Source organism: Pedobacter sp. PLR (assembly GCF_026239675.1).
Lineage (GTDB): Bacteria > Bacteroidota > Bacteroidia > Sphingobacteriales > Sphingobacteriaceae > Pedobacter.
Genome location: NZ_JAPIVQ010000009.1, coordinates 93234 through 116247 on the forward strand (window position 1 = coordinate 93234; position 23014 = coordinate 116247).

General features: G+C 42.5%; 16 protein-coding genes. 7 read left to right on the forward strand and 9 right to left on the reverse strand.

The annotated features are described in order from the left end of the window. Positions 1-79 precede the first annotated feature (79 nt). Positions 80-1360, forward strand: a complete 1281-nt coding sequence (locus OQX61_RS20830; RefSeq protein ID WP_265843744.1) for a BamA/TamA family outer membrane protein — start codon at positions 80-82, stop codon at positions 1358-1360. Positions 1361-1410: 50 nt separating this feature from the next. Here the strand turns inward: OQX61_RS20830 and OQX61_RS20835 are convergent, their stop codons facing one another. The 5 genes from OQX61_RS20835 to OQX61_RS20855 all read right to left on the reverse strand — a co-directional run bounded on the left by OQX61_RS20835 (position 1411) and on the right by OQX61_RS20855 (position 9580). Next, complete coding sequence (locus OQX61_RS20835; RefSeq protein WP_265843745.1) at positions 1411-2523, reverse strand: DUF5009 domain-containing protein; 1113 nt, start codon at positions 2521-2523, stop codon at positions 1411-1413. A gap of 100 nt (positions 2524-2623) precedes the next feature. Beyond that, the gene (locus OQX61_RS20840; RefSeq protein ID WP_265843746.1) at positions 2624-3103 is read right to left on the reverse strand and encodes a hypothetical protein; all 480 of its coding nucleotides are present in this window, start codon (positions 3101-3103) and stop codon (positions 2624-2626) included. A gap of 29 nt (positions 3104-3132) precedes the next feature. After that, entirely contained in the window at positions 3133-5001 is a 1869-nt protein-coding gene (locus OQX61_RS20845; protein ID WP_265843747.1) for a RagB/SusD family nutrient uptake outer membrane protein, read from the reverse strand. Positions 5002-5024: 23 nt separating this feature from the next. Further along, positions 5025-8342 (reverse strand): TonB-dependent receptor, encoded by a 3318-nt coding sequence (locus OQX61_RS20850; protein WP_265843748.1) that lies wholly within the window; start codon positions 8340-8342, stop codon positions 5025-5027. A gap of 173 nt (positions 8343-8515) precedes the next feature. After that, on the reverse strand, positions 8516-9580 hold the full coding sequence (locus OQX61_RS20855; RefSeq protein ID WP_265843749.1) for a FecR family protein: 1065 nt from the start codon (positions 9578-9580) through the stop codon (positions 8516-8518). Positions 9581-9666: 86 nt separating this feature from the next. Between OQX61_RS20855 and OQX61_RS20860 the strand changes: the two genes are divergently transcribed. Then, positions 9667-10311: an RNA polymerase sigma-70 factor gene (locus tag OQX61_RS20860; RefSeq protein ID WP_265843750.1), complete on the forward strand. Its 645-nt coding sequence runs from the start codon at positions 9667-9669 to the stop codon at positions 10309-10311. Between the two features lie 474 nt (positions 10312-10785). Here OQX61_RS20860 and OQX61_RS20865 read toward each other — a convergent pair whose 3' ends face one another. Further along, positions 10786-11811, reverse strand: coding sequence for a LacI family DNA-binding transcriptional regulator (locus OQX61_RS20865; RefSeq protein WP_265843751.1), 1026 nt, complete (start codon positions 11809-11811; stop codon positions 10786-10788). A 118-nt stretch (positions 11812-11929) separates the two neighbouring features. On the opposite strand from OQX61_RS20865, the gene OQX61_RS20870 reads away from it, so the two are divergent. From OQX61_RS20870 to OQX61_RS20890, 5 genes are all read left to right on the forward strand, one after another. Then, positions 11930-13408, forward strand: coding sequence for an FGGY family carbohydrate kinase (locus OQX61_RS20870; protein WP_265843752.1), 1479 nt, complete (start codon positions 11930-11932; stop codon positions 13406-13408). Between the two features lie 121 nt (positions 13409-13529). Then, positions 13530-14861 carry a xylose isomerase gene (gene xylA / locus OQX61_RS20875; protein ID WP_265843753.1) on the forward strand — a complete coding sequence of 444 codons (1332 nt, stop codon included), beginning with the start codon at positions 13530-13532 and terminating at the stop codon, positions 14859-14861. Positions 14862-14881: 20 nt separating this feature from the next. Continuing rightward, on the forward strand, positions 14882-16570 hold the full coding sequence (locus OQX61_RS20880) for a sodium/solute symporter (RefSeq protein ID WP_265843754.1): 1689 nt from the start codon (positions 14882-14884) through the stop codon (positions 16568-16570). A gap of 248 nt (positions 16571-16818) precedes the next feature. Next, entirely contained in the window at positions 16819-17640 is an 822-nt protein-coding gene (locus tag OQX61_RS20885) for a hypothetical protein (protein WP_265843755.1), read from the forward strand. 29 nt (positions 17641-17669) lie between these two features. Beyond that, entirely contained in the window at positions 17670-18731 is a 1062-nt protein-coding gene (locus OQX61_RS20890; protein WP_265843756.1) for a PCMD domain-containing protein, read from the forward strand. A gap of 90 nt (positions 18732-18821) precedes the next feature. On the opposite strand, the gene OQX61_RS20895 is transcribed toward OQX61_RS20890, so the two are convergent. From OQX61_RS20895 to OQX61_RS20905, 3 genes are all read right to left on the reverse strand, one after another. Continuing rightward, positions 18822-19562: a class I SAM-dependent methyltransferase gene (locus OQX61_RS20895; RefSeq protein WP_265843757.1), complete on the reverse strand. Its 741-nt coding sequence runs from the start codon at positions 19560-19562 to the stop codon at positions 18822-18824. Between the two features lie 28 nt (positions 19563-19590). After that, the gene (locus OQX61_RS20900) at positions 19591-21480 is read right to left on the reverse strand and encodes a gamma-glutamyltransferase (RefSeq protein WP_265843758.1); all 1890 of its coding nucleotides are present in this window, start codon (positions 21478-21480) and stop codon (positions 19591-19593) included. Positions 21481-21636: 156 nt separating this feature from the next. Further along, positions 21637-22893, reverse strand: a complete 1257-nt coding sequence (locus OQX61_RS20905; protein WP_265843759.1) for an MFS transporter — start codon at positions 22891-22893, stop codon at positions 21637-21639. Positions 22894-23014: the final 121 nt, after the last annotated feature.

A 23014-nucleotide genomic window follows, 5' to 3' on the forward strand; every position in this document is an offset into this window, starting at 1 on the left:
ACACTAGCTTTGCTGAACTCGGGTAAGGCATTATCGGAAACACCTCAAAGGTTTAAATGCAGTTATTAATTTAAGTAAATTGAAGATTAAGCAATTCTACAAAATAAGCATAGTATTATTGGTCCTGAGCGGCTCCGGCTTAGAATACGGGTATGGACAAACGACATCCGTTAAAGATTCCCTGAATAAGGATAGCGTAAAGAACGCTTACGACATCGGTGATTTAATTCACCAGATCTTCCATCCGGGAAAGCCTCAAAAGCCGGCACAGAAAAAATCAGGTATTACGCCTATGCCTAGTATTGCCTACAACCCTAGTATTGGTGCCCAGATTGGCCTTAAAGCTGTCGCAGGAAAGGTACTTGGCCATGAGCCAAATACGCTGATGTCTATTGCGGCCACCTCGGCTTCTATCACCACTAAAGGAATCATTTACTTTTACCTCAGTCATAATATATATACGCCGGGAAACCGCTGGAATTTCCAGGGAAGTCTGGTTGCCGCGAAAACGGTAATTCCGGATTTCGGATTCGGAATAGGTGCAAATGTAACCGGAACACCGGAAGAAATTATCCTGGCTAATCCTGACCGCAAAGGTTATGTGATTCATGGCGAATATTACAATTTCAGAGAAAAGGTGTACAAACAAGTGATGGATCACCTTTTTGTTGGTGCCGGAGTTTCAATTGACATCAGAAGACAACTAGAGGACAGAGACCATCCGGACAACCTCACTCCTTACCATATTTATAGTAAAGCACGCGGATTTAAAACTGACCATTACCTTTCTAACGGTTTTCTATTTAACCTGCAATACACCACACGCGACCATCAGAACCGTGCCTACAAAGGAATGTATGCCGATGCCGGAGTTCGGGTAAACCAAACCTGGATCGGTAGTACGAAAAATGCTGTACAGGTGACTACGGATTTCCGAAAATACTGGAGCCTTTCGTCCAGGAATCCAGAACACGTGATCGCTTTCTGGAACTGGGGATCGTACCTGATCAGTGGAACACTTCCTTACCTGGAACTACCAGGAACCGGGAAAGACCCGGGTTTCAGGAGTGGCAGAGGCTATACTGTAGGATACTTTAAAGGCACGGATTACTTCTATTCGGAAGTAGAATACCGTTTTCCGATTACCAAAAACAAGTTTTTAAGCGGCGTAACCTTCTTTAACATTCAAACGGCAAATGACGATTCCGGAACTAAGTTGTTTCAGAAATGGCAGCCAGCAGGTGGCGCTGGTCTGCGCATCCTCTTTAACAAAGCAACAAGAACCAATTTATGTGTGGATTATGCTTTTGGTAATTACGGCGCTAAAGGATTATTCCTTGGTTTGAATGAAGCTTTTTAAACTCCTTTTGCGATTAAATCTTCAATAATCAGCCCCTCAAAAACAACTCATTATAGTTTGAAAAAGATCTTCTTCCGGTATAAGAAATAGCAAATCCCCCATTCTGCGGCAAAGGTCACCAGTGCAGCGATGACCAAAAACCAGCTGTGAGTTAAACCAATCAAAGGTTCTATCGGACTGAGTAGCATAATCACATAACCATTGAACCAGTTACGCCCTACGATATCGAAAAACAGGTAAATAAAGATGGAGTTCATCCCGAAAACCTGGAAAAAAAGCAATCCTTTCTGGTGTTTTCGGAGGTCAATCCACCAATAGCATAAGGCCACCATCCAACAACAGAACCCCAGAGAGACCAATACGAAGGAGCTAGTGGCAATGGGTTTAATCATTAAAGTTACTTCGAAAAAGTCCAGTGCATAACCTGTTAGATTCAAAGCCAGTCCAAGCGGTAACAACCAGGATAAAGGACTTTTGAATTGCATAAATAATTTCCCTACAATTACGCCGGAAAGCGTATGCACTGCAGTAGGCAACCAATTGATAAAAACATAGTGATTTTCTTTCTGTTGAAACAACAGAAAATCGATGTAACTGCCAATGTTATGGCCATCTGTATACCCCTCCACATATCCTGGAATATACCAGAAACGATACAGAAACTCCGTTACCAGTAAGATGCCAATTGCAGCCAGCACCTGATATTTGATTTTAAAATCAAATAATAGAAAAGCAATGATGCTGGTAAAAGCAAGTTGGGTTAAAATATCAGTGAAGTCCAATGCGTTTAAGGATAGCCAATCCGGGCTATGGATTCTTTTCATAATTCCCCAGAACAACAATAAGGCACTCCGTTTTAAAATCTTCAAAAAGCGATCATTCCAGGACATCCCCTGCGCCTTTTGCCGGGTTAAGGAATAAGTCATGGCGATACCGGCCATAAACATAAAAGCAGGCTGAATCAGATCCCAGAAATGTATTCCACGCCAGTCGTTATGAAAAAACTGGGTCATTACCGAAGCGGCGAAGCTTCCTTTGCGACATAAATGCTGGATATAAACATAGAGTTCAGTACTTTCCAGCGCTAATAAGACCATGATCAGGCCGCGCATAAAATCAAGAGAAAGCAAACGTTTAGAGGGCGAAATTGTACTGTGGTTCATTTTGTTTAAGCCGTTTAAATTTTGAGAATTACAGGATTCAGGAAGTTTAAAGCAAGGAAAAGGGCTGGATATTATCCAGCCCTTTTCAGTTAAAAGCAAATTAAGGTTTATTAAAGGAAGTTACCACAATTGTCCAGGTCTTTTTTGACCCGTCTGCGGCGGTCACTTCATATTGCTGTGGGACGGTCAGATTGGTTGGATCGCCCAATTTAGGCGTACCTGCCAATGGCTTAATCGTAGCGGCAGTAGAGATATCCATATACAACCAGAGGTTATTTTGAACCACTTTTGCACGTTCAGCAGCATTGAAACTACCACTAACCGCAGGCACGGTGATGGCCAGTTTAAGGGTCGCATTCGGTTCATCCAGCGTTTTTACCACATCTAGTTTTTTAATCACCACAACGGGTTGTCCGCCATATTGGTCAGGTCCGTTATAACGGTATTCCACATATACGTTATCTATATTGGTGCCGCCCCATTCCGGATACTCAGGAAGGCCCTTTTTTAAACAAGAAGTTAGCATCGTAGTTGCAAAGACCAGGCTTAGGCATAGCAGTGTTTTTATATATTTGTTCATAATTTTCATTCTATTAAGAAGTTATAAGATTACCAGCCCGGATTTTGCGGACCGAATTTAGGATTCTGATCAATCAGCGTTTGTGTGATTGGGAAAAGGTATCTTCGGCTATTGTCGAACACACGGATATTATTAGAGGAGAAAAACGAGCCTTGAACCACAGAAAATGACTTTCTATCTTTACTGATGTCCATTATTGTTGGCAGTTGTTCCAGCTCAGGAATCTTATCGCCGGAAGGTTTGCCATAGTTGGCATCACCGCCATAACGTCCCCAACGCAATAAGCTCCAGTAGTAATCGTTTTCCAATACCAGATCGATTCTTCTTTCGCGTTTGTAATCTGTCCAGGCTTCCGCGCTGTTTGCAGCCAGGGAAGCTGGTAATTTACCATGAGTTACTCTCGTTTTATTGAAGGTAGTTATCGCATTTGCCAAATCGCCTTTTAGTAAATAGGCTTCTGCAAGGTTTAAATAAACGCGGCCTAATCTGGTCACTACATAGTGATAATCAGTTGGTGTAGAATTAATATATCTCGGCGTAACGTTCTCATACACACCTTTTTTCCAATACAAATTAGAAAGACTCAGGTAATAACCTACCCCGTCAATTTTAATCCAGCGGTCTGCATTTCCTTTTAAACTTGTGGTGATGGTTTCCCCATAAAATTTGGTTGAATCACTGATGATGGAAGCTGCCCATCTGGCATCGCGACCTTTGTTGGTTAACGTCCAGATGCTTTCTGTACTTCCCGGCCTGATCATCCCTCTTTTGATGGAGGTCTCTCCTGCTGCCTTACGGATGGCTGTAGTTGGAATTACCACCGTTTCATCTACTGCTGCAAGGTATTGAGAAGTTTGGTTCCATGGTAATGCTTTTGTCGGATTTGCCTGATCGATGACCAGATAATCATCAGCCATATTTTGCGTTGGACCATGTTGCACCCAGGCTTCAAACACCGTATTTGTAGCTACAAACAATGGACTTCCCTGATTTTGCTTTACACGGTCGTTGTTCATATTCGGAATCATCAGCTGCATCGGGGTGCTTGATAAGGAAGTATTGGTGGCTTTACGATAAATACCAAACACCGTTTCTGAAGAAAGTGGGCTCTCACTGTTAAACATCGCCCCGTAATTCGTTTCTAGTGCATAACCACCTGAAATTACGATCTGCGCATTGGCGATAATCTTATCCAGCAATGGGTTTGAAGGGCTCACATTTGCCGCTGCCGGGTAATTTTCGTAGGCTAGTGCAGACAGGCATACTTCTGTTAAAAATGCAGCAGCAGTATACTTATTGGCTCTACCGGGGATTTTTGTAATTGGCAAATTGGCTACCGCATCTTCCAGATCTTTGATGATCAACTGGTAGGAAGCGGTTGGACTAGCGGTAGCAGGCAGGAAGAAATCATTTTCCGGCGTTAAAACCTGATCAATCCAAACCACGCGTCCGGTACGACGTGCAACACCATAATAGGACATTGCTCTTAAGAACTTGCCTTCTGCAATCAGCGTTTTTTTATCCGAATCAGAAATACCTGTAGATGCTGCCACTTTGCTAATGATCTGATTGCAACGACGAGCTGTAGACCAGTTGTTGAAATTACCCCCCGAGTTACGCTCTAAACGCTCATTAAAAACTGTAGCCGCACCACTGTAGATGTCGTCAAAGCCTAAAGTATTTAAAGTATAGGGATCAGTTTGCGAACCACTCCCATATTCATTCATCAGCCCATAGGTAGAAAAGATGAAGGTTTCTGCATTTGCTTTGTTGTTCCAGACCGTCTCTTCCGGGATTTTATTAAAAGGTTCGGTATTTAAAACGCTTTTCTTGCAGGAGCTGAACAACACGGTACCCACGATTGCCAGGGATACCATTAATTTTATATTTATTTTCATTGAATATTATATTTTATGGGAGATTAAAAACCTATGTTTAAACCAAAGGAGAAGGTTCGTTGAATTGGGTAATTCTCATTGTTCTGGTCTGATTCCGGATCAATAAAGTAGTCCATACTCTTGGAAGAGGTTAGTAAATTGGTTCCGGAGAAAAACAACTTACAGTTTTTTAATGGCGAATTTTTCAATACCGAGTTCTTGAAATCGTAACCAAACTGCAGGTATTTAAGTCGCAGGAACTTTGATTTTAAGACCCAGAAATCACTACCTGCACCATTGTTACCGCCATTTACACCAGCCGAAGAAACCTGACGCGGGAATAAAGCATCCGTATTATCGGCTCTCCAGTAGTCCTGTTGGAAACCATAAATCAAGATCCCCTGAGCGGAAGTTCCCTGAATAATAGGACCTAAATAACGATCACGGTTACCCGAACCCATCACTACAGCACTCAGGAAGAATCCTTTGTAACCAAAATCCATCGTTACACCGTAATTGATCCGTGGTTTAGTATTGCTCCCGATGTTTCTAAAATCTGAGGCATCAATTTTACCATCCCCATTGTTATCCGCATAGATTAAATCACCAGCCACCACATTGACCGAACTGATCCTTCTGGCGCCCATTAACAGGTCTGCATTATTGCCATAGAAACCTAAATTATTATAGCCTGTTTGCAGAAAACCCTGATCGGTACCGGAAATCCTGGTATATGGATTTTTAAGGGCGTTCTCATCTTCGTTGGTAGTGCGTTCCCAAAGTTCATTGAAATAAGTAAAGTTCAAACCTACTTTATAGCTGAAATCTCTTACTTTATCATCCCATGCCAGGCCAAACTCTGCACCTTCTCTGCGTAAAGCGGCTTCTTTAAAGTTAATCGGCGGTAAGCCAATTCCTAAAGTAGCGGAGAATTTCGGGTCTGCGGTCACATAACCAGTGGTGCGTTTGTAGAAATAATCAACAGAAGCAGTTAAACGGCTATTTAAAGAAGCCAGGTCCAGCCCGATATTGCGCTCTCTATCGCTGTACCAGGAGAAGTTTTTGCTGGCGAGAGATCCCGGTTCAGAAGTACCTTGTACAAGATTACCATTTACGGCCCAGGCATTAGCATTGACCGAATAACCCGGCACATAGGCATATAAATTAGTACCATTACTCACCGCAGATCCGCCCAATTGTCCTACCAATCCAAAAGAGCCACGTATTTTCAGGTAATCCAGGATATGTTTCTCTTTCAGGCTATTCATGAAGTTCTCTTCTGAAACGATATAACCACCAGATACTGAATAAAAAGTTCCCCAACGTCGGTCTTTTGGAAAGGCAGAGTTCCCATCGTAACGAATGGTTCCGTCTACAAAGTATTTAGATTTATAGTTGTAGGACAGTCGACCTACATAACCAGCTCTTGCGGTTTCATACTCAGAGCCAGAACCTTCCTGATCCACCGTTGGCCCTGCATTAAACTGATCGTAAATGATCTGATAGTTTCTTCTGCTGGCAAAAAGAGAATTACTAGTCAGTTTTGACTGCTCATAAACCCCGGTAAAATCAATATTATGGTCACCGAAAGCCTTGTTGTAAGTCACAAATCCCTGTAAGTTGAAGTTGGTACCATCACCTCTGGTACCACTTAAAGAAGGTGCTGCACCAGGGATAGCAACCGTACTGTTGAGCAGATAGCTTGGCGCAGAAACACTCCATAATTTACCAATAGAGTTCCACATGTTATAACTACCAGTAGCTTTCAGGTTCAATCCCGGTAAAAATGGAGCGGCGTAATCTAATCCCAGAATACCATTAAAGATGCGGGAAGAGTTTCTATTGTAACCTGATAATGGCGACAATTCTACCACCGGGTTATCTGTTGTACCGGAATATGGTAAACCAAATTCATTCATCGCCAGATCCTTTGATGCTTTTTGCTGAATATGCTGGTAAATACCTGCATAAGTACCCGCAGTACCAGAATATGGAACCACATTATTCTCTACATAGCCATCTAATCCTGTTGTTACCTTTAAATGGATTTTCTCAAATTCACTCACCGTGTTTAAACGGTAGGTATAACGCTCATTGTAATTGTTATCGGTTTTCAGGTTTGTTCCTTGTTTGAAATAGGATCCGGAAGCATAATAGGTTAATGCTTTAGTGCCTGAGGTTACGGAAAGGTCATGACGTTGCTCTAAAGCATGTTTTTTTAAGGTTAATGCCTGCCAATCTGTATTTGGGTATAAAAATGGCTGCGACTGGTCTTTGTACAAGGCCAATATTGCCTCTGAGATCGGCTGTGTTCTGCCTTCAGCTCTATATACTTCATTAATGGAGCTCAGATTCTCAAAAGAACTTAGTTTTTTAGGGAACAAGGTTGGAGAAGAAAAAATCTGGTTGAAGGAATAATTGATGTCTACCTTTCCATCTTTACCCTTTTTTGTAGTCACCATGATGATTCCGTTAGCACCCTGTTGTCCGTATAATGCGGTAGCACCAACATCTTTCAGTACAGAATAGGATTCTATATCATTTGGATTTAGGTTTTCGAAATCATTCTGACTACGCACCTGGTTATCGATGACATATAAAGGTGTTCCTCCACCACGAATGGAAATGCTACTTTTTGCTCCGGGAGATCCGGCAGCACTGGTCACAATCAATCCGGGTACCCTTCCGGCAACCGCATCATTGATGGACTGTACCGGCAATGGCGCCACTTTTTCCATCGACAAGCTACTTACCGCACTGTTAATTTTCCTTTTAGTGGAGGTTCCGTAACCCACCACCACAACATCATCAAGGATGTTTTTCCTTTCCCCCATCACTACATTTATGGTTTTAGTACCAGCAGTTACTACCCTTTCCTGCGTTTGATAGCCTACCAGGGAGAAAATCAAGACTGAACGTTCCGGTACACTTATCGTGTACTTTCCCTGAGCATCTGTTGAGGTTCCCTTTTTTGTGCCTTTTACCAGGATGGTTACCCCCGGCATGACCAGGCCAGCGCTGTCTTTTACCGAACCGCTGATGACCTGGTCATTGATCGAAGCAAAAGGATTGGAAATGACCACGAGACCTGTGTTGGATATGGAAAACTTCAGGTCGGTTTCCCTGAGTATTTGTTTTAAAACATCAGTCACCAAGCCATCCTTAACGGTTAAATTGATGTTTTTTGAAGTTGGAACAAAGTTAGAACTGTAAACAAAGTGATAATGGCTCTGTTTCTCGATGGCTTTCAATACATTTTCAATACTGCTGCTCTTGACATCAATAGAGACTTTTTCTTGTGAAAACACATTCGCAGAAACATTCAGACAGGTGATCAACACGGTAAAAAAAGCGAGTTTCATCAGCATAATGAGTTTGATGAGCGATCCAGGCCAGGACCGCTGTTTGTGGAAGTAATAAATAATCATATTTTTGGTTTTTGGTTTGCAGGTTTTTGACAGCCGATATTGCGTTGGCAACTGTCATTAGAGTAGATCAGAATGTACTCGGGGCGGTGCTTCAACACCGCCCTTTTTTATTCAGAGATCGTCACGGTTCTATCTTTCATTTCATAGTTAAAATATTGTGCTTTTTGTAAGGATCTTAAAACGTCTATAATGTTTTCGTTATTGAAATTGGCGCGGAAGCGGTAGTTTTTAACGGCTTTGGACTTGAATACGATTTCTATATCATACCATCTTTCCAATATGTCTTTCAGCTCGGCAAAAGTCTGATCGTAGATCTCCAGGCGATTGTTCTTCCAGGCGGTTTCTACAATAATAGTATCGTTTCTTTGGGTATAGTGTTGGATTCGAACGGCCGGGGCGAGTTTTAAATACTTGTCTTTGACGTTTTCCGCCAGCTGTTTTCCGGGATTTAGAAACACAGCCTGTTCGCTTGGTTTTAAGGTGATCCGTTTGGAATCAGGACTAGTGCCCCGCATCGCAATTGAGCCACGGACCAGCGTTGCGATCGCCTTAACATCGCCAGGATAGGCTTTTACATTAAAAGCAGTCCCCAATACATCGAGATTGAAGGCTTGGGTGTGCACTTTAAAGGGCTTGGTTTTGGAATGTGCGACATCAAAATACGCTTCACCCTCCAGGTCAACCTCCCTGGTTGTTTCATTAAAATCTTTGGCTAAAATCAATCTGCTTTCCGCATTTAACCATACGATAGAGCCATCCTGAAGTTGGATCTGTTTCTTTTCCCCGGTTCTGGTCTCAAACACAGTGGTATTTAAAGGCTGATTACTAACCCAGCCTTGCTTTTGGAGGTTAAAAAACAAGATTCCAGCTCCGGCAATAAACAGCACAGCGGCCGCAGCCACCCATGGACCAGAAAACAGCCCTCCGTTTTTGCGTGTCGGATGAATTTCCTGATGCAACCTGTGGTAGATTTCATCATGTATCTTTTCTTTATCCCCGGTATCAGCTGTCCATGCTATCCATTGAAAATCATCCCGATAGTTCTCCAGCAGACGGACTTCTTCAGCATTACACTGGCCGCGCAGATATTGCTCATAAAGTGCGATAAACTCTTTTTCAGACATACGTTTATACTTGGTGTTACCTATATAGTGCCATTTTAATTGTTGCACACACCTACTTTTAGGAAAAAAAATAAAATATACATTAGCAAGGTCCCTGTAAAAAATTCATTACTTTTAAAACGGGATTATTATGTATGACAAAACGGATACCTTCTGATCAGGAGTTATGGGGAGAAATTCAGCAGGAAAACAGTAAAGCTTTCGATTTATTGTTTGAAAGGTATTGGGAAAGACTCTACAGTACTTGTTACAGCTACTTGAAAAACGAAGAAGCCTGCAAGGAGATTGTACATAATATTTTTCTTGACATCTGGCAGAAGCGTGAAACCCTGGAAGTGATTTCTTTTAACAACTACCTGACCTCTGCTGCAAGGTATCAGGTATATAAGGTGATCAGGAAAGAAAAGCGTAACCCCATTCAGCTGATCGAAGATTATGACCAGGTGCCTCACCTGGATTGGGTCCGCAATCAGGGCGAAGAAAAAATGCGGCATGAAGAGATAGGAAGAAACCTGGAAGAAGTCTTAAACACGCTTCCTAAGCGATGCAAAGAGATCTTTGTACTCAGCAGAATCAAAAACCTGAGTAATGAGGAGATTGCCGGACAACTGGGGATTTCCAAACGCAGCGTAGAAAACCAACTTACCCAGGCACTCAAGGTATTGAGACTTGCCTTAAAAGGTGCATTGTATACCTTTATATTTCTCCATTTTCAACAAGCACCTACTCAGACAAACAAACTGAAGTACAACCAAATACACAGCAATCCCTTCCAATAAACGTAAATACCTCCTGCGAAGAAATATATTAAAACTATTTATCTATGTGCAATTTCTGCCACTGCACACAAAGCTTATACCGATGCGATGGTTGATGGTCACAAATCTACCCTTGAACTTATGAAAAATCAGCGAAAAATGGTATCGATGCTGATCTGAAATCTTTCGCGGCAAAAACAGAAATTACGGTACAAAAACACCTGGACATGATTCATGACCGTATGAAATAATAATTGCTAAAAATGGAAACTACGTTTCATGGAATGACCTCAAACATTAGCTTGCATGCAATCCATGAAACGTTTTTTTGTCTCAGATTAAAGCAGCATGGCTCCTTAATTAAGGAGTAGAACCTTCTCTTTTTAGAGCTGACACTATGTCCGGTTTTATTTCTTAACACACTAATATTCAGCACTAAAACACAACAAACATAATTATTTAGATTAGAAGGAATTAGTTCCAGAATACATACAATTAAAGCCGTTGACTAGACTTTCTAACAATCAATTTTGGTTTAATATTCACGGTCTTTTTGATCACTGCATCTGAGTTTTCCATCTCCTGGAAATGAAGATTCCCAATGGTCTTCCCCATTTCTACACTAAACTGATCGATTGTAGTGATAGATGGACTGGTGATTTCTGTAAATGGCTCATTAGAATATCCACAGACCCCTAACTCCTCCGGAATACGGATTCCCTTCGCTGTAGCGGCTTCCAACACCCCTAAAGCAGCAAAATCAGAAGTAGAAGCGAAAATCGCGTCCGGTGGAGATACCATTTCCAGTAACTTAACGGTAGCCAGGGCACCCAGTTCTTTGGTCCAGGCATTCGCATACATCAGCTCTTCTAATACCGGAAACCCCTGATCTTTGAGCGCAGCAATATAGCCTTCCTTCCGCTCTCTGAAAATATGAAGTTCCTGAGGGCCTTCTAAAAGCGCAATCCTACGGTACCCCTGTTCAATTAAATGTTTTGTTGCTTCATAGGCAGCTTTATAGTTGTCATTCACCACTTTAAAGGTCTCCAGTTCTTCGACTACCCGGTCAAACTGAATCAGCTGAATGTTACGGTCTAATACCTGCTGAAGGTGATTTGAACTTCCCTGTTCCGCTGCAATGGAAATCACAATCCCACTCACATGCTGATTCACCAGGGCATTAACACCCTCTACTTCACGAGCATGTAGCTCATTCGACTGGCAGATCACCAGGTTGTAGCCCTTTTTAAAAGTCACCTCTTCCAATCCGGCAATGATGTTTGAAAAGAAATACTGATTGATACGGGGAACAACTACGCCAATTGTGGGATTATTGCCTTTTCGCAGATTTGAAGCCATCGCATTCTGTTGATAATTCATCTCAGCAGCAGTTTTAAGCACCAATGCTTTTGTCTCCGCATTAATTTTATCGCTATTACTCAGCGCTCTGGACACGGAAGATGCCGCTAAATTGAGCTTTTGAGCAATATCATATATAGTTGTTCTTTTCTGAGGCTTCATAATGGGGTGAAATTACAAAAATAATTTAGGCAATCGATTGCAATTGCAAAACTTTCCACTAAATTCGTTTCCTGATAACCAAATATTCATTCCATAAAATCCATTAGCACACCACCATATGTTATTACTGGGAATAGACATTGGAACTTCTTCCATTAAAGTGGCCATCGTAGATGCACAAACGCAGCAAATCATTGTTACCGCGCAGTATCCGGAGGAAGAAGCGACCATCCATGCCCCCCATCCGGGATGGGCTGAACAAGATCCGGAGCTTTGGTGGGCACATGCCCAACAAGCTTTTGCGCTTTGCAAAAAGAAAGCTAATTTCCAGCCACTGGACATTGCTGCGATTGGTATTGCCTATCAAATGCATGGGTTAGTGCTTGTCGACAAAGACCAGCAGCTCCTTAGAAACAGCATTATTTGGTGCGATAGCAGAGCGGTAGCTCTTGGTAACGAAGCATATGATCAATTAGGCCATGACTATTGTCTGAGTCATTTCCTAAATTCCCCGGGCAATTTCACTGCTTCAAAGCTGGCCTGGGTGAAAGAAAACGAACCGGAATGCTATGCTAAAATTGATAAAGTGATGCTTCCCGGTGATTTTATCGCTATGAAACTTTGTTCAAGCGTGACCACTAGTATCTCCGCCCTGTCAGAAGGCGTTTTCTGGGACTTTCAATCAGATACTTTGTCGGACGCCTTGATGGCCCATTACGGCTTTGACCGGGAACTCATCCCCGAAATCAAACCCGTATTCTCAGAACACGGTCAGGTAAGTGCCGCCTCTGCACAGTTACTGGGCTTAAAACCTGGTATTCCGGTGAGTTATAAATCCGGAGATCAGCCCAATAATGCACTCTCGCTGAATGTTTTGGAACCCGGAGAAGTTGCTGCCACCGCAGGCACTTCTGGTGTGATCTATGGCGTAAGTGACCAATTAGCTTACGATCCGCAGTCCAGGGTAAACACTTTTGCCCATGTCAACTATACCGAAAGTGAGAAAAGATTAGGTATTCTACTCTGTATCAACGGAACAGGCAGTATGAACCGCTGGGCTAAAAGTCTGCTGGCGCAGGGCAGTTCTTACAACGACATCAATACCGCAGCAAAGAAAATCGCAATTGGTGCAGAGGGATTACGAATATTACCATTTGGAAATGGTGCAGAACGAATGCTCAACAATAAGATTGTAGGTGGTCATTTAGAAAATATTGATTTCAACCTGCACAGTACCCCTCATATCTTCAGGGCGGTACAGGAAGGAATTGCCTTTGCTTTTCGCTATGGACTGGACATTATGCGCGGTAATGGACTTCAACCTAAGGTGATCAGGGCCGGAAAAGCGAATCTTTTTCTCAGTAATCTGTTCCTCGAGGCATTTGTGAACAGCACAGGCGTTCCCGTAGAACTTTATGACAATGATGGTAGTGTTGGCGCTGCTTTAGGTGCCGGTATCGGAGCCGGAACGTATCGTAATTCCGCAGCCGCTTTTAGCAATATCAAGCCGGTTCAACTGGTAGAACCAAACGCTGGTCTCAACTATGAACCGGTATATCAGGACTGGCTACAAATATTAAAGTCAAAGATTAATTAAAAATACATAATATATTAGTTTACAATAACTAAAGACAAAACAAAAACACACAAAACCATCCCTCTAACCAGGGTAAAATCAACCCGTAAAAAATAAAGATTAACCTAATAATAGAACCACAATGACAACAGTAACCACAGGAGAAAAGGAATTTTTTAAAGGAATCGGACAAGTAAAATTCGAAGGATTAAACTCAGACAACCCATTGGCATTTCGCTGGTACGACGAAAATAGAATCATTGCAGGAAAGACGATGAAAGAACACCTGCGTTTTGCCTGCGCCTACTGGCATTCTTTTGTAGCCACAGGCGGAGACCCATTCGGGGAACCAACCATCATCCATCCATGGAATGAAAAAACAGATGCCGTAGAACGCGCAAAAGATAAAATGGATGCAGCTTTTGAGTTCATCACCAAAATGAACCTGCCTTATTACTGCTTTCATGATGTAGATCTGATCGATTACACGAATGATATTCATGAAAATGAAAGACGTTTACAAGCAATTGTAGACTATGCAAAACAAAAACAAGCCGCCAGTGGCGTAAAATTACTTTGGGGAACGGCCAACCTTTTCTCTCATCGCCGTTACATGAATGGTGCCGCTACCAACCCTGATTTCCATGTATTAGCACATGGTGCAGCACAGGTGAAATCGGCTTTAGATGCCACAATAGCCCTTGGCGGCGAAAATTATGTATTCTGGGGAGGTCGTGAAGGCTATATGAGCTTGCTGAACACCAATATGAAACGTGAACAGGAACACATGGCTAAATTCTTGCACTCGGCTAAAGATTACGCCCGAAAACAAGGCTTTAAAGGAACGTTCTTTATTGAACCTAAACCCTGCGAACCTTCTAAACATCAATACGATTATGATTCAGCAACAGTGAGCAATTTCCTTCGCCAATACGGTTTAATGGATGATTTTAAACTGAATATTGAAGTGAACCATGCCACACTTGCCGGTCATACTTTCCAACATGAGCTACAGGTAGCTGCCGACGCAGGTTTACTGGGCTCTATGGATGCCAACAGAGGTGATTATCAGAATGGCTGGGATACCGATCAGTTCCCAAACAACATCAATGAGCTTACAGAAGCGATGTTAATCGTACTTGAAGCCAATGGATTGCAAGGCGGAGGAATCAATTTCGACGCAAAAATCAGAAGAAACTCTACCGATCCTGCGGACCTGTTTCATGCACATATCGGAGGAATGGACACTTTTGCAAGAGCATTAGTTACCGCAGATCAGGTCCTTCAAAACTCGGATTACCTGAAAATCAGAAGCAACCGTTACGCTTCATTTGACCAGGGGGCCGGAAAAGATTTTGAAAATGGTAAACTGAACCTGGAAGACCTGCGCAACTATGCTATTGAAAAAGGAGAACCTAAAACGATAAGCGGCCAACAGGAGCTATTGGAAAACATCATTAACAGATTCATTTAAAACCAAATAACCCAACCCATATGAACTCATTGAGTACGTACGACTATGTCGTTTTTCTGGTTTATTTTCTGATTGTTTCGGTTTATGGCTGGTCGGTTTATAAGAAGAAGCAAGCCCATAAAGAGAATTCAAAAGACTTCTTTCTGGCGAAAGACTCGCTAACCTGGTGGGCAATTGGAGCTTCTCTAATCGCTTCAAATATCTCAGCCGAGCAATTTATCGGAATGAGTGGCTCCGGCTTCACTATGGGCCTTGCAATCGCTACGTATGAATGGATGGCTGCTGCAACCCTCATTATTGTTGCTGTGTTTTTCATTCCGGTGTATCTGAAAAACAAAATTTACACCATGCCTCAATTTCTTGGGCAACGTTACAACAGCACAGTTGCCATGATTATGGCGGTATTCTGGTTGTTGTTATATGTAGTGGTAAACCTGACCTCGATCCTTTACCTGGGTGCATTGGCCATCAACAGCATTTCCGGCATCAATACCACGGCCTGTATGTATGTGCTTGCCGTGTTTGCCATCATCATCACCCTTGGGGGTATGAAAGTAATCGGATACACAGATGTGATTCAGGTTTTCTTTTTAATCTTAGGTGGTCTGGCCACTACTTATCTGGCCCTGGAACTGGTAGCCACTCATTTTGGTACCTCTGGTGTGTTAAACGGACTGGCGATGGTGAAAGAAAAAGCCTCAGATCATTTCCATATGGTTTTCAAACAGGAAAATCCGCATTATATGGATCTACCCGGTTTAACCGTGTTGATTGGTGGAATGTGGATTGTGAATCTGAACTACTGGGGTTGCAATCAATACATCACGCAAAGGGCTTTGGGTGCTGATTTGAAAACCGCCAGATCGGGTTTACTATTCGCCGCTTTCCTGAAATTACTGATGCCGATTATCGTGGTATTGCCAGGTATTGCCGCTTATGTGCTTTACAAGGAAGGTTATGGTAATTTCCATACAGCGATGATGAAAAACGGTGAATTGAACGCGGATTCTGCTTACCCGGTATTGCTCAACCTGCTTCCTGCCGGACTAAAAGGACTTTCATTCGCCGCATTAACCGCAGCAATTGTGGCCTCTCTGGCTGGTAAAGCAAATAGTATTGCCACTATCTTCACACTGGATATCTACAAAAAAGTGATTAGTAAAGACGCCAATGAACATAAACAAGTGGTGGTGGGCAGAATCACGGTCGTGGTAGCGATGTTACTGGCTATTGTTATTGCACCACAATTGGGAATTGACAAAAAAGGTGGCTTCCAGTTTATTCAGGAGTACACCGGCTTCGTTTCGCCTGGTATTTTCGCGATGTTCTTGCTTGGCTTTTTCTGGAAAAGGACCACTTCTAATGCCGCATTGTTCGCTACAATCGGAGGATTTCTATTGTCTGTAGGGTTTAAAGCCCTGCCTAACTTCTGTAATCTGGAAGGATTGAGCAGTTGGGGATTCTCTAAATTAGCCGTACAAAAAGATGGTAGTATGATTTATGAAATTCCTTTTCTGGACAGAATGGGCTTTGTTTTTATCATCTGCGTTATTGCGATGGTCATCATCAGCTTATTTGAAAATAGAAAAGGCGTAAATCCTAAAGGATTAGATGTAGACCGCGGAATGTTTAAAACCAATGCAGGTTTTACCGCAGGAGCACTGATCATTATCGGAATCATCATTGCCCTCTACAGTATTTTCTGGTAGATTTTAAGACGTTCTCCTAACCGGGATATTTCGATAAGACTTTTCTTTTCGGAGTATCCCGGTTTTTTATTTTGTATGATCTTCATCCGGTAAGGCTAGCTGCCGCCATGGAGTTCCTGTTTTTCGAAAACATTATAGTTCGAATCCGTGTTAACCCTTGAACCGGATTCTTTTAAAGGAAAACTGATTTAGATTCTATCTTTCGTTTCTTTTCTAAGATTATCCGTATTTTGGAATAAATCTACTCAATGAATTCTCTATTTACCCCGATGCTTTTATCAACCTTATTTCGCTTTTTTCTGGCGAAATCCTCCACAAAATTAAGACCTGCTGCGCTTGTTTTATTTTTACTCCTATGCTGCAATAATCTTACGCTCTTTGCTCAGGAACAGCAAACGACCTCAGAAGTTGCCAGGCAAAATATGCCAAAAGAAGAAAAGCCAGATGGGCTGATCATAGAAAAAGGGCTAAGATTCAATATTCTTACCTTTTCACTGAGCAGCCGGAACGCCGTAAATGACAATAACCTTTTTGTCAATTATCTTGATCAAAAGAAAAACAGCTGGTCTGTCCGTGCTGATGGAGGTTATATTATAAAAAAGAACCTCGGTGTTGGTTTGGGCTTATCCTACGGACAATCAAAAGACAACAATCTGATTAAGAACAGTGATGGGAACTTAACCAGTAACAAAAGCTTTTCGAATAACTATGGCGTTAGACCTTTCATCAAGAATTTCATCCCTCTGGATCGTAAAAACAGGTTTTACATTGTCAATCAAACTGAAATCCAATTGTTATTCGACCGTTCTATCAAAGAAAGTGTTGTTGATGAAATCCTGACCCGAACCTATACTTCAAAAGATACTTACGGGGTTGGATTAAGACCGGGATTGATGATCTTTATTGTGAAAAACTTCGCATTTGAGACTACTGTCGACATTTTTGGTATCAACACGACTATTGAACGTGGGCATGCTACCGGAAAACCGGATTCCAGGGTAACCACTACGGATATGAACTTTAAAATCAACATCCTGAAAATCGGTTTCGGTTTTTCTACTTATTTCTAATTGGTTTTTCTACTTATTACTAAACGAACATGTTAAATTATAGATCCCTCCTTTTTGTATTTGCCGGAACACTGTTACTGTCTTCAGGATGCGTAAAGGAGACGTATTTTGGAAAATCTGCGTTCAAGAAAATTCTTTATTTCACCGTTTCAAATGAAACTGGTACTACTTCTATTAACCAGGACAGTTTAATTATCCGCCTTAATGTGGATGCGAAGGCTGATCTGACGAAGTTGTTTGCAGATTCGGTCCAGCTTTCCACCTATGCGCAATTGAGTCCGGGTGTTCGCGTTCCTCAGGATTTCAGTAAACCAGTTCGGTATACGGTAATTGCAGAAGATGGCAGTCAGGCGGTTTATACCGTGTTAGTGACTAAACAATCTGCAAATCCACAGCTCAGTAATTCTAATTTCAACGACTGGTATACTCCAAACGGGAAGAACTATAAACAACCTGGATTGGATGCAAACACAGAATGGGCGACTGGAAATGACGGCGTAGTAAGTCTTTCTTCTGCCAATACCACTCCTGTTGAAATTGCTCCGGGTGATCTCGCCGCTAAAATGGTCACCAAAGATCTGGGTGTTTTAGCGCAGTTAACCGGTCAGCGTATGGGTGCTGGAACTTTATTTACTGGCACATTTAAGCTGGATTTAGCTAATCCCTTAAATTCCGCAAAATTTGGTATTGCTTACACCTCAAGACCGAAAAGTTTTACGGTAAGCTATAAATATGCTCCGGGTACGGTTTATAAAAACGGATCAGGTCAGGTTTTGAATAGGCCGGACAGCTGTGATATTTACCTGTTACTGGAAAACAGAAACGGACAAGTAGTTAAAAGAGCTGCTACCGCCTGGTTCAGATCTCCGGATACGGTTAATGACCTGACGAAAATCACCATTCCATTGGTTTATGGCACTTTACCGGCTGGCAGTCCAGGCTATCAGCTTCCTGCTAACGGTTTATTTGCTGATGCTAATGAGGCCATCACACACCTCAGTATTATATTCTCTTCGAGCGCTTCCGGAGCGAAATATGAAGGTGGGGTAAATAGCACATTGGAAGTCGATAACCTGGTGCTGAATTATTAAGTAATTCTAAACACATGCGGGTCGCTAATGAGAAAACCCCTCAATTTCCATAAGGAACCTGAGGGGTTTTCTCATTAATGGTTTGCCTGATCAATTCCCGGCTTTAACAGCAGAAATCATTAAAAATATTGGCCTTTTGTTTTCAGCTTCCATTTCCGGATAAGCGGCTACCGTTTCTTCAGAAGGCTTTGGCTCGGATACCTGTTGAATCACAAATCCCGCAGCAATTAAGGCATTGAAGGTGTTTTCCAGGGTTCTATGATATTTTACCACGGTATGCCCCAAAAAGCTGGTATGTCTGATCCCCTGCTCCTGATACTGGTCTACCGGCCAATGCAGGATCTCTCCTTTTTCATTTCTTATCCAATCCTGTTCGGCTCTTGCGGTAAATATAGGGTGCTCCTGAGAAAAAATAAAGCTTCCTCCGGGTTTGAGACAATAGTTGATCTTTTGAAGGCTGGATTGAAAGTCTTTCACATAGTGAAAAGCCAAAGAGCTGATAACCACATCAAATTCTTCTTTTGAAAAGTCGATATCTTCAATTGCCTGCTGCAGGTATTTAATCTGAAGACCTTCGGATTTCTCTTTCGCTATTTTCAGCATCTTCTCTGAGAGGTCAACACCTACTACCTGATCAGCACCCTGTTCTTTGGCATAAATGCAATGCCAACCGAAGCCGCAGCCCAGGTCAAGCAGATTTTTACCTTTGAAATCGGGCAGCATTTTTTGCAATACATGCCATTCTCCGGCAGCATTTAGTCCCCCAACAGAACGTGGCATTTGTCCGTAATTATCAAAGAAATCAGGATCATCATATTTATTCTCTCTCATTGGTGTTTTTCGTTAATAGTGTTTTCAATTACCAGCCAATCCCATAATCTTCGCCATGATTACTGGAACCACCCCAAAGGCTGCCATGTTTCCAATCGAAATAAATCGCATTAATCGGGCCACTGGTCCGCGCGCCAAAGCTCAATATGTAGCCCATTTTTTGAAGCGCCTCACGTGTAGCAGATGGTGTGTTATTATTGAGTAAGATTTGTCCCGGCTTAGGCATCCGGTCTTCGGTTTTTGTTCCCCCTAAAGATAGCCAAAGTTGGTTGGTATTAATATTTGCCGCTTCGGAGGCTTGTTGTACGTTCATTCCAAACTCTGTTACGTTCAGGAAAAACTGTAACAGATTCTGATCCTGGGTATCTCCGCCCTGTACGGCAGAGGCCAAAAAGGGCTTTCCGTCTTTTAGCGCCATGGAAGGTGATAAAGTAACGCGTGGTCTTTTCCCCGGAGCAACCACATTAAAAGGGTTCAATGTGCTGTCCAACACAAAACTTTGCATCCGCTGACTCATCCCAATCCCTGTTTCACCAGCAATACAAGCCGGAAGCCATCCACCACTTGGCGTAACGGACACGACCCAACCTTCCTTATCTGCGGCTTCGATAGAAGTCGTTCCCAACAACAACCGCTCCTGATAAAGCTCATCCGGAGAAGTATTTAATTTTCCAAGGTCGTGTTTTGGTGCAAAATTCCGTTTAGTAGTATCTAATTCATAGCCTCGTTTTTGCAGGAGCTTTAGGTAAGGATTAGTTTTCCCTTCGTATGGATATGGATTTCCTGGTCCGATGTTCGGGTCATTTTTAACAAATTGAATAAGTTTGGCGCGTTCTTTTGCATAATCCTTACTGAGTAAACCTTTAATCGGCCCAGCTGGCTTTGTAGCAGGATCTCCGTAATAAAAATCACGGTCGGCAAAGGAGAGATTCATCGCCTGATACAGGGTGTGGATGTATTTTGGACTGTTGTAACCCATTGCTTTCAGGTCAAAGTTCTCCAGAATATTTAAAGCCTGTAGCATCACAGGGCCTTGCGTCCATTGTTGCAATTTGTAAACATCGATGCCTTTATAGTTAACCTGTAGCGGTTCCTCTTCCAGCGGTTTCCATTTGGCCAGGTCTTCCATAGTGATTAATCCGCCTTGCTCTTTGGCACCACGAACAAACTCTTTCGCGATATCACCTTTATAAAAACGGTCATACGCCGCCATTAATGCTTCTTTTCTGGTTTTTCCTTGTTTCAACGCTTTACTTTCCGCTTCCACCATTTTCGTTAAAGTGGCCAGGAGGTCTTTTTGGACAAAGATCTCCCCTGCTTCCGGCGCTTCTCTTTTCTCTCCGGGATGCGTTAGAAACACTTTTTTACTATATGGCCATTTATTGATATGTTCTTTACCTTTTTCGATGCTGTTCGCTGCCTGAGCTTCGATCGGATAACCAGCTGCCATTTCCATCGCCGGTGCCAATACTTCTTTTAAGCTTAGTTTCCCAAAATTGACCAGCATATAGATTAAGCCGCCCGGTGTACCGGGTGTTGTTGCAGCCAGAGGTCCATATTCAGGTGGGAAATTATAACCCTTACTTTTAAAGAACTCTACCGTAGCCCCTGTTGGCGCTACACCCATCGCATTAATTGCGATTACTTTTTTCGTCTTCGGATTATAGATCAGCGCTTGCGTTTCCCCTCCCCAGCTCAGCGTATCCCACATGGTGCAGGTAGCTGCCAACATCGCGCAAGCAGCATCAACCGCATTTCCTCCCTTTTGAAAAGTCATTGCGCCAGCTGTAGCGGCTAAAGGTTTACCCGTAATCGCCATCCAATTGCGACCATACAATACCGGTTTTTGGGTTTGTTGCGCCGACACTGGCAATATAGCTACCGCGGAAAGACAGAGGACAGAAAATAAATGTTTCATATAAGTTGGGATCAGGCTTTAAAACTACTTATTTTCAAAAGCTACTCAAAGGACTATATAAATGAAGGTGTCACAATGTGGCTACCTGCATTGAACTAACGCTGCGTTTTCGATCGTTTAATATATGGGCGGCCTATGAGAATGCCATTGATACGCTTAAGTATCCATAGCATCAGCTGTACTTACTTCGGCAAGTCTGTTTTTTCTTTCTTTCGCTTTTCTCAGGAAGCGCAAAAGCAACAAACCAATCATAATGGTAATAAATCCCTGGATCATGACGGTATCCGGTGTACCTATTAATTGAGAAAGACTCCCAACCAGTAAACCTCCTAAAGGCTGCATACCAAAGAAGGCCATCGCGTAAAAGCTAATGACTCTTCCACGCATGGCCGGGTCTACAGTAGTCTGGATAAGTGTATTACTAATGGTAATTTGCGACATCATCCCAAAACCTGATATGGCGGCAAAAACAAGGGCGATGGGGTAAAAAGTGGTATGAGAGAACAACACCAGTCCGACACCAAAAATAAGGGTATTAATGGCCAGGATTTTTCTTAAGTTTCTTCCGGTTTTTAGGGAAGCAAGGAAAATCGCTCCACAGAAGGCGCCCAGTCCGATTACGCTGTCAATCACTCCGAAAGTGGAGGCTGTACCTTTAAAGATATCTTTGGCATAAACCGGAATCAGTGTGCTAAATGGTAAGACCAACAAACTCATCAGTGCCAGCATAATCAGCACAAATGAAATGGAAGGCGTTCTTCTGATATATTGGAAGCCCTCTTTAAGTTCTCCAAATATGTTCTTGGTATGTGGAACGATGTTGAATTTTGGCAACCTCATCATCAATAAAGAACCGATCACCGCGATAAAACTAACAGCATTGAGACCAAAGCATACGTCTTCTCCAAATTTCTCCAGCGCTAAACCGGCAATCCCCGGACCAATCAGTCTGGAAAGGTTAACCATGGAGGAATTTAAGGCAAGAGCATTGGGTAAATCCGACTTATCCTCTACCATTTCATAGACCAATGATTGTCTGGCAGGCACATCAAAAGCGTTGATTAAGCCCAGCAATGCACTCAAAGCAATGATCTCCCAGACAGAATAATCCTTAAAAAAGATTAACATAGTGAGGAGTACCGCCTGGATCATGGAAGCCACCTGCGTGATCAGCAATAATTTATATCTATTGTATCTGTCTGCCGCCACACCGCCAATAAAAGAAAACACAAAAGAAGGAAAGAGACTGGCAAAAAGCGTCAGTCCCAGCATGAAATTAGAATGTGTTTTTTCGTAAATCACCCAGCTAACCGCAGTCTTTTGCATCCATGTCCCAATTAGAGATATAGACTGTCCTGTAAAATACAATCTGTAGTTACGGCTTTTAAACGCATTAAAGGTGCTAATATTCATAATTCTGCAGGGACCGCTGGATCGAAAATGGTCTAATCGGACAAGGTTAAAAGGAGGACAGAAATTGAGCCAAAAACCGATTAGTTAACTGATAAAAAAGAGAGCCCCTTTTGAAGGAATC

What these genes read in the sequence shown, in the direction of transcription:
- OQX61_RS20835 (WP_265843745.1), bottom strand. Translation starts at nt 2,523, where the DNA reads ATGAACCACAGTACAATTTCGCCCTCTAAACGTTTGCTTTCTCTTGAT.
- OQX61_RS20840 (WP_265843746.1), bottom strand. Translation starts at nt 3,103, where the DNA reads ATGAACAAATATATAAAAACACTGCTATGCCTAAGCCTGGTCTTTGCA.
- OQX61_RS20845 (WP_265843747.1), bottom strand. Translation starts at nt 5,001, where the DNA reads ATGAAAATAAATATAAAATTAATGGTATCCCTGGCAATCGTGGGTACC.
- OQX61_RS20850 (WP_265843748.1), bottom strand. Translation starts at nt 8,342, where the DNA reads ATGAAACTCGCTTTTTTTACCGTGTTGATCACCTGTCTGAATGTTTCT.
- OQX61_RS20860 (WP_265843750.1), top strand. Translation starts at nt 9,667, where the DNA reads ATGACAAAACGGATACCTTCTGATCAGGAGTTATGGGGAGAAATTCAG.
- OQX61_RS20865 (WP_265843751.1), bottom strand. Translation starts at nt 11,811, where the DNA reads ATGAAGCCTCAGAAAAGAACAACTATATATGATATTGCTCAAAAGCTC.
- OQX61_RS20870 (WP_265843752.1), top strand. Translation starts at nt 11,930, where the DNA reads ATGTTATTACTGGGAATAGACATTGGAACTTCTTCCATTAAAGTGGCC.
- xylA (WP_265843753.1), top strand. Translation starts at nt 13,530, where the DNA reads ATGACAACAGTAACCACAGGAGAAAAGGAATTTTTTAAAGGAATCGGA.
- OQX61_RS20880 (WP_265843754.1), top strand. Translation starts at nt 14,882, where the DNA reads ATGAACTCATTGAGTACGTACGACTATGTCGTTTTTCTGGTTTATTTT.
- OQX61_RS20885 (WP_265843755.1), top strand. Translation starts at nt 16,819, where the DNA reads ATGAATTCTCTATTTACCCCGATGCTTTTATCAACCTTATTTCGCTTT.
- OQX61_RS20890 (WP_265843756.1), top strand. Translation starts at nt 17,670, where the DNA reads ATGTTAAATTATAGATCCCTCCTTTTTGTATTTGCCGGAACACTGTTA.
- OQX61_RS20895 (WP_265843757.1), bottom strand. Translation starts at nt 19,562, where the DNA reads ATGAGAGAGAATAAATATGATGATCCTGATTTCTTTGATAATTACGGA.
- OQX61_RS20900 (WP_265843758.1), bottom strand. Translation starts at nt 21,480, where the DNA reads ATGAAACATTTATTTTCTGTCCTCTGTCTTTCCGCGGTAGCTATATTG.
- OQX61_RS20905 (WP_265843759.1), bottom strand. Translation starts at nt 22,893, where the DNA reads ATGAATATTAGCACCTTTAATGCGTTTAAAAGCCGTAACTACAGATTG.